Genomic DNA, 6,201 nt, shown 5'->3' on the forward strand with positions numbered 1-6,201 from the left:
CGTCACCCCACCCGGCGAGCGCCGAGCCGTCGTGCGGCCTCCTCGGGGTTCTCCGTGAGCAGGCCACGGGCATGCAGGTAACCGAGCAGCTTCCGGTCCGGCTGCGCCGTGACGGTGATGGTCACTCAGTCCCTCGCCCTCAGCACGAAGGCCTCCAGGTCGATGCCGCCGTACCAGTCGGTGCGGGTGCCGAGGTGGGTCATGCCGAGCCGTCGGGCCACCGCCATCGACGCCTCGTTGCCGGCCATCACCACCGCGTAGACCTGCCGGGTCCCGGTGGCGAACTCGCGGTCCAGCACGGCCCGGGCCGCCTCGGTGGCATAGCCGTGGCCCTGGGAGTCCGGGTGCAGGTGCCAGCCGACCTCGACGTCGTCGGTGGCGGTCACCCCGTCCCGTCCGGGTAGCGGCTTCAGCAGCACGCTGCCCGCCGCCCGGCCCGCGTCCCGCGGCTCGATCGCCCAGATCCCCCACCGCCCGGCGTACGGCTCGTACCGGTCCCGCCAGGCGCGTACCCGCTCCCGGGCCTCGGCCGGGTCGGTCATCCGCCCCTTCCCCCCGCCCAGCCAGCGCATCACCTCGTCGCGGGAGTAGATGTCGTAGACGCGGGCCAGGTCCTCCGGCGTCTCGGTCCAGTCCCGCACCAGCAGGCGGTCGGTCGCGGCGATCGTCATGCCGCCGGATGGTAATGCGCGCCCTCCCGCCGGACCGGGAACGGGCGGAGGGACTGCCGGGGGGCGGCGGGCGCGGCTAGGGTGCGCGGGTATGAGCGAAGCGAGCGAGCTGCCGGGCCGCGCCGACGTCGTCGTGGTCGGATCCGGGCACAACGGGTTGGTGTCGGCGATCCTGCTGGCCCGGGCCGGGCTGGACGTGCTGGTGCTGGAGGCGGCCGAGGTGATCGGCGGTGCCACCCGGACGGAGAACCCGTTCCCCAAGGTGCCGGGGCTGCGGCACTCCACCGGCTCGTACCTGCTCGGGCTGATGCCGCCGGAACTGCTCGCCACGCTGGACGTCAAGATCCCGGTGCTGCGGCGCGACCCGCACTACTTCCTGCCCACCCCGGGCGGGCTCGGCTCGCCGTACCTGCTCTTCGGCAGCGACGCCGCGGCCTCCCGGCGGCAGGTCGCGGAGATGTTCTCCCCCGCGGACGCGGCCGCCGACGACGCCCTCCAGGCCGAGCTGGCCCACCTGCGGGCGGATCTGGCCCCGGCCTGGCTGGCCGAGCCGCTGCCGGTGGAGGAGACCGCCGAGCGCTACGTCCGCCCCGCCCTGCGCCAAGTCTTCGTCGACCTGGTCCGCGGCTCGGTCGTCGACTACCTGGCCCGCTTCGACTTCCGCTCCGAGCTGCTGGTCAGCATGTACGCCGTCACCGACGGCCTGTCCGGCCTCAACGCCGGCCCGGACGACCCCGGCACCGGGCACAACTTCCTGGTGCACAACATGTGCCGGCTGCCCGGCGCGGGTGGCACCTGGATGATCGCCCAGGGCGGCATGGGCACCGTCTCCCGGACCTTCGCCGAGGCCGCCCGCGCCGCCGGGGCCCGCATCCTCACCGGTACGCCGGTCACCGCGATCACGTTGGACCGCGGCGCGGCCAGCGGTGTGGTGCTCGCCGACGGCCGCCAGGTGGCCACCTCCGTGGTGCTCGGCGCCTGCGACCCGTACCGGCTGATGGGGCTGTTGCCCGACGGCGCGCTCCCGGCGGCCCTCGACGAGCGGATGGCGGCGGTCCGCCGCCCCGGCACCACGCTCAAGCTCAACCTGGCGCTGACCGGGCTGCCCCGCTTCTCCTGCCTGCCGGCGGACGCGCCGAGCCCGTTCGGCTCCACCATCCACCTGCTTCCCGGCTCAGCCTCGCTGGTCGGCGCGGGCGGCGAGTCGCCGATGGCCGCGCTGCGCGGGATGTGGGCGGACGTGCGGGCCGGTCGGCTGCCGGCGGAACCGACCATCGAGTGGTACCTGCACACCACGGTCGACCCGTCGCTCTCCGACGGGGCCGGGCACCACTCGTCGGCGCTGTTCGTGCAGTCGGTCCCCTACGAGCTGGCCGGCACCACCTGGGACGCCGCGCTGCCCGGCTACGTCGAGAAGTTGATCGGCATCTGCGAGCGGTACGCCCCGGGCACCGGCGACCTGATCGCCGACGCGGTGCCGCTGCCCCCGCCCGGCATCGAGGCGCACTTCGGCATCACCGGCGGGCACATCCACCACGTCGACAACACCGTCTCGTTCACCGACCGGATGCCGTACGCGACCGGGGTCGACGGCGTGTACGCGGGCAGCGCCGGCTGCCACCCGGCGGGCAGCGTGATCGGCGCCGCCGGCCACAACGCCGCCCAGCGCATCCTCGCCGACCTCGACCGCTGACCCCTCCCGCGCGATCTTGCACTTCGGGTTGACCTTCTGTGGCATTTGCCCCAGGACGTTCCCACCCGAAGTGCAAGATCGCCGGAGGCGGGGGAATGTCAGCTCGCTGCCTCGCCGGCCGGGGCCGGGGTTTCGGCGTCGGCGCGGTGGGCGCGGATCTTGTGGCCGACGCTGGTCAGGCAGCGGCCGCTGGCCAGGTCGAACCGCCAACCGTGCAGCTGGCAGGTGAGCTGGTCGCCCTCGACGATGCCGAACCGGCTCAGGTCCGCCTTCAGGTGCGGGCAGCGGCGCTGCACCACCCAGCCGTCCAGCGTGATGTCCTCGGCGTCGACCGCCCGCTCGTGCTCGTCGTACCAGCCCTCGGCGTACTGGAGGCGCTCCTCGGAGAGGCACTTGAAGAAGGCGTAGACGAACTCGTTGTACTGGCCGATCCGGGCGGCGGAGAACCGGCAGGAGAGGAAGAGCGAGTTGACCCAGTCCACCTCGCCGATGTGCAGCAGGTGCTCGACCAGCGCCCGCTCGGTACGGAACCGGTAGCGGACCTTCTCGTCCGCGTACGGCCGGACCTCCTTGCCGGGGAAGTCGACCACGATGGATTCGACGCTGTCCCCGTCGTAGCCGACCAGGTCGAAGCGGACCGGGCCGCCGACCCCCTTGGCCAGGTAGATCGACTCGTCCAGCAGCGGCTCGATCCGGCGCTTCATCTCGCCGAGCACGTCGACCTCGGGGTGCCGCCAGGACACCTTCTCGGCCTCGATGATCGGGCGCTTGCGCTCCCGCATCTCCTCCAGGTGGGCGACCTTGTCGGCGAAGAACTCCTCGACCGGCACCGGGTGCGTGGTGGTCGTGCCCTCGGTGGTGATCTCCGCGACGCTGCCCGGCAGCAGCACGATCCCGTTGGTGCCGCCGACCTTGGCGTACTCGGCCAGGAAGACCGACTGGTCGGGGAAGATGTTGCCCTCGTCGCCGAAGATGTCGTTGAACTGCCACAGCGCGTCGTCGAGGAAGCACGGCGGGCCGGCGATCGGGAAGACGTTGTCCGCCTTCAGGTCGTCGATGTAGCGCCAGGTGCGGTCGAACTGCCGGTCCCGCTTCTGCTTGCCGAACGCGGTCTTCGCCGCCTGCGGCAGCTCGTAGACCATCGGATACCAGATCGCGCCGGAGAACTGGAGCATGTGCGCGTGCACGTGGCCCAGCTCGGCGAAGACGCTCAGGTCGGTCGGGCGGGCGTCGTTCTGGTTGAGCAGCCGCACCCCGTCGTACTCGACCCAGAGCGAGGAGTCACCGATCGGCCCGTCGGTGGGGCTGGTCAGCGCCTGGATCATGATCTTCAGGCCGCCGGGCAGCTCCACGACCTGCTCGTTGGGCGCCTTGAGGAACTTGGTGAAGCCCAGCGCCCGCAGCTCGTCCTCCATCTCGGAGGTGGGGAACTCGGGGAGCAGGACGGTGGCGTCCTTGGAGACGAAGTCACGCAGGTGCTTCGCGTCGAAGTGGTCCCGGTGCAGGTGCGACACGTAGAGGTAGTCGACCTGGCCCAGGGCCTCCCAGTCGAGCTGGGAGTTGTCCGGAAAGGGGAACCAGGAGGCGAAATAGGCGGGATTGACCCACGGGTCGCACAGGATGCTGCCCGCGGCCGTGTCGATCCGCATGCTGGCATGTCCCGTACCGGTCACTCGCACCGCGGTCCCCCTCAAAAAGGCAATCAGACGTACGTCAAGACGCTACCGGAGGCAGTGTGGTCATCGTTCCGCGACGCCGGTAGTGCCCTTCCGCCCCGTTGGCAGAACCAAGAACCCGGGTGCTCAGTCGTGGACCCGCCCGGTCCAGCTCCGCCGTCGCTCCGGCGCATCGGCGCACCAGGCGTCCATCAGCCCGGCGACCCGGTCGGCCGGCGCCGCGACGTGCACCCGCTGCCCGCCGGCGACCTGGTGGTCGGCGTTCTGCGCCAGGCTGCCCCCGGCACAACAGGAACAGACCATCCGTACGCCGCTGGACGGCTCCGCCGCGTAGCCGTGCTCGTCGAAGAGCGCCGCCAGGGCGCGGACGTCCTCCGGCGTGCCAGCGGACACCTCGACGGTGGCGGTCGGCAGGTCCGAGGCCCGGAACAGCAGCAGTTCGTCGAAGACCGGGAAGGACCGGTCGCCGACCGTCCGCTCGCCGTTGGGCGCGCCGTCGTGCACCACGACCTCGCCGAACCGCCGGCCGGATTCCGGGGTCGGCACGTTGAGCACCCGGGCGCGGGCCGGGCAGAGCCGCCGCGCCCAGACCACCTCGCCGCACTCCAGCCGGATCGGGGTGGTCCCGAGGTTCGCCTCGATCTCGCCGTCGCCGTCCGGGATGGCCAGGCCGAAGCCCCGCCAGGCGTCCCGCGCGGTCGCCCAGTCCTCCATGATCGTGGCCGCGATGCCCAGATTCCAGTACGCCGGGTCCTGGTTGCCCCGTTCGGCCCGCGCGGCGGCCTCGCGGCCCAGCTCGTACGCCTTGGCCCAGTTACGCAGGAACTTGTGGGCCAGTGCCGCGTCGTACCACCAGACCGCCGCGTGGGGATGGTCCGGATGCCGCCGGACCAGGCGTTCCAGCTGCTCGCCGGCGACCGCCCAGTGCTGCGCGTCCCACGCTTCGTACGCCGCCTTGAGCAGTTCCCGGTCGCCCTCGCCGGTCATCGCGTCCCCTATCAGGTCGGGCCCTGCGCCGACGCCGGCACGGGGCGTGCCAGACTAACCGGAGATCCGATCGCGAGGGAAGGACCGACAGTGGCAGGAAGCGAGCCGGTAACCGCGCCAGATCAGCACAAGCCCGGACACCGCAGGTCCGGACGGATCGGGGCGGTGCTGTCGGCGGCGGTGTTGGTGATCATGGCGTTCTGCGGCAACCACCGGGGCAGGGTCGAGGACATCTGGCTGGTCGGGATCGCCGCGCTGCTGCTGGCCATCGTGATCGGCGACGCGGTGCTGCGCCGCAACGGCCTGCGGTCCTGACCGCCGGTCACACCCGCTCAGTACGCGCGAGGGCCCGCCCCCGGCCGGGGGCGGGCCCTCGTCGTTCCCGGCCGGCTCAGCGGCCCAGGAGGATGTCCTGTACGTCCTTGAGCGCGGCGTCGACCTCGGCCTCGAAGTAGCCGCCCGGCACCAGCCCGAAGCGCAGGGTGTCCAGGTCCTTCGGGTTCACCGGCATCGGGTTGCGGCCCTGCATGCCGCCGAGCAGTGCGTCGAAGAACCGGTCGACCTGGTCCGGGTCGTACCCGCTGCCGAACCGGCGCACCTGGAAGCTGCGCCGGATCTGGTCGACCCGGTAGAGGTCGCTGCCGGGCGGACCGGCCATCGGCGGACCCCCCATCGGGGGGCCACCGACCGGTGGGCCGGACATGCCGGGGCCGGGGCCGTAGCCCTGGTCCGGGCCGGGGCCGTAGCCCTGGTCCGGGCCGGGACCGTAGCCCTGGTCGTGGCCGCCCCCGAAGCCCTGCTGCGGCACGGGCGGCGGGCCGGCCGGGCCACGACGCAGGTCACGCAGGTCCCGCTCGGGCATGCGGATCTCGGCGGTCATGTCGGGACGGCCAGGGCGTCGGCCGGCATCGAACCCGTCGAACCGGTCATCCGGGCCGTAGCCGCCCGAGCGGTCATCCGGGCCGTAACCGCCGGGGCGGTCATCCGGGCCGTAACCGCCGGGGCGGTCGTCCGGGCCGTAGCCGCCCGACCGCTCGTCCGGGCCGTAACCGCCCGGGCGGTCGTCCGGGCCGTAACCGCCCGGGCGGTCGTCCGGGCCGTAGCCGCCGGGGCCGGGCGAAAGGCCACGAGGCGGCGGGCCACCGTGCCCCATCGGGCCGGGCCCACCTGGACC

Annotated in this window: 6 protein-coding genes and 1 pseudogene; 2 read left to right on the top strand and 5 right to left on the bottom strand. The window is 72.7% G+C overall.

Going from position 1 to position 6,201, the window contains the following annotated elements; genetic code table 11:
• Positions 1 to 2: 2 nt before the first annotated feature.
• The gene (locus ONA70_RS18620; RefSeq protein ID WP_265007721.1) at positions 3 to 125 is read right to left on the bottom strand and encodes a hypothetical protein; all 123 of its coding nucleotides are present in this window, start codon (positions 123 to 125) and stop codon (positions 3 to 5) included.
• On the bottom strand, positions 126 to 671 hold the full coding sequence (locus ONA70_RS18625; protein WP_265007722.1) for a GNAT family N-acetyltransferase: 546 nt from the start codon (positions 669 to 671) through the stop codon (positions 126 to 128).
• Between the two features lie 91 nt (positions 672 to 762).
• Here ONA70_RS18625 and ONA70_RS18630 point away from each other — a divergent pair, with 91 nt between their 5' ends.
• A complete protein-coding gene (locus ONA70_RS18630) occupies positions 763 to 2,364 on the top strand; it encodes a phytoene desaturase family protein (RefSeq protein WP_265007723.1) in 1,602 nt (533 codons plus the stop codon).
• A 98-nt stretch (positions 2,365 to 2,462) separates the two neighbouring features.
• On the opposite strand, the gene ONA70_RS18635 is transcribed toward ONA70_RS18630, so the two are convergent.
• Positions 2,463 to 4,043: a Rieske 2Fe-2S domain-containing protein gene (locus tag ONA70_RS18635; protein WP_265007724.1), complete on the bottom strand. Its 1,581-nt coding sequence runs from the start codon at positions 4,041 to 4,043 to the stop codon at positions 2,463 to 2,465.
• A 123-nt stretch (positions 4,044 to 4,166) separates the two neighbouring features.
• Positions 4,167 to 5,027, bottom strand: a complete 861-nt coding sequence (locus ONA70_RS18640) for a tetratricopeptide repeat protein (RefSeq protein WP_265007725.1) — start codon at positions 5,025 to 5,027, stop codon at positions 4,167 to 4,169.
• A gap of 90 nt (positions 5,028 to 5,117) precedes the next feature.
• Here ONA70_RS18640 and ONA70_RS18645 point away from each other — a divergent pair, with 90 nt between their 5' ends.
• Complete coding sequence (locus ONA70_RS18645) at positions 5,118 to 5,342, top strand: DUF2631 domain-containing protein (RefSeq protein ID WP_265007726.1); 225 nt, start codon at positions 5,118 to 5,120, stop codon at positions 5,340 to 5,342.
• Positions 5,343 to 5,418: 76 nt separating this feature from the next.
• Here the strand turns inward: ONA70_RS18645 and ONA70_RS18650 are convergent.
• Positions 5,419 to 6,201: pseudogene (locus ONA70_RS18650) on the bottom strand (DivIVA domain-containing protein); the annotation flags it as partial.

Source organism: Micromonospora yasonensis (assembly GCF_026013475.1).
GTDB lineage: Bacteria > Actinomycetota > Actinomycetes > Mycobacteriales > Micromonosporaceae > Micromonospora > Micromonospora yasonensis.

Coding starts and splice junctions, on each gene's coding strand:
- ONA70_RS18625 (WP_265007722.1), bottom strand. CDS start 671: ATGACGATCGCCGCGACCGACCGCCTGCTGGTGCGGGACTGGACCGAG.
- ONA70_RS18630 (WP_265007723.1), top strand. CDS start 763: ATGAGCGAAGCGAGCGAGCTGCCGGGCCGCGCCGACGTCGTCGTGGTC.
- ONA70_RS18640 (WP_265007725.1), bottom strand. CDS start 5,027: ATGACCGGCGAGGGCGACCGGGAACTGCTCAAGGCGGCGTACGAAGCG.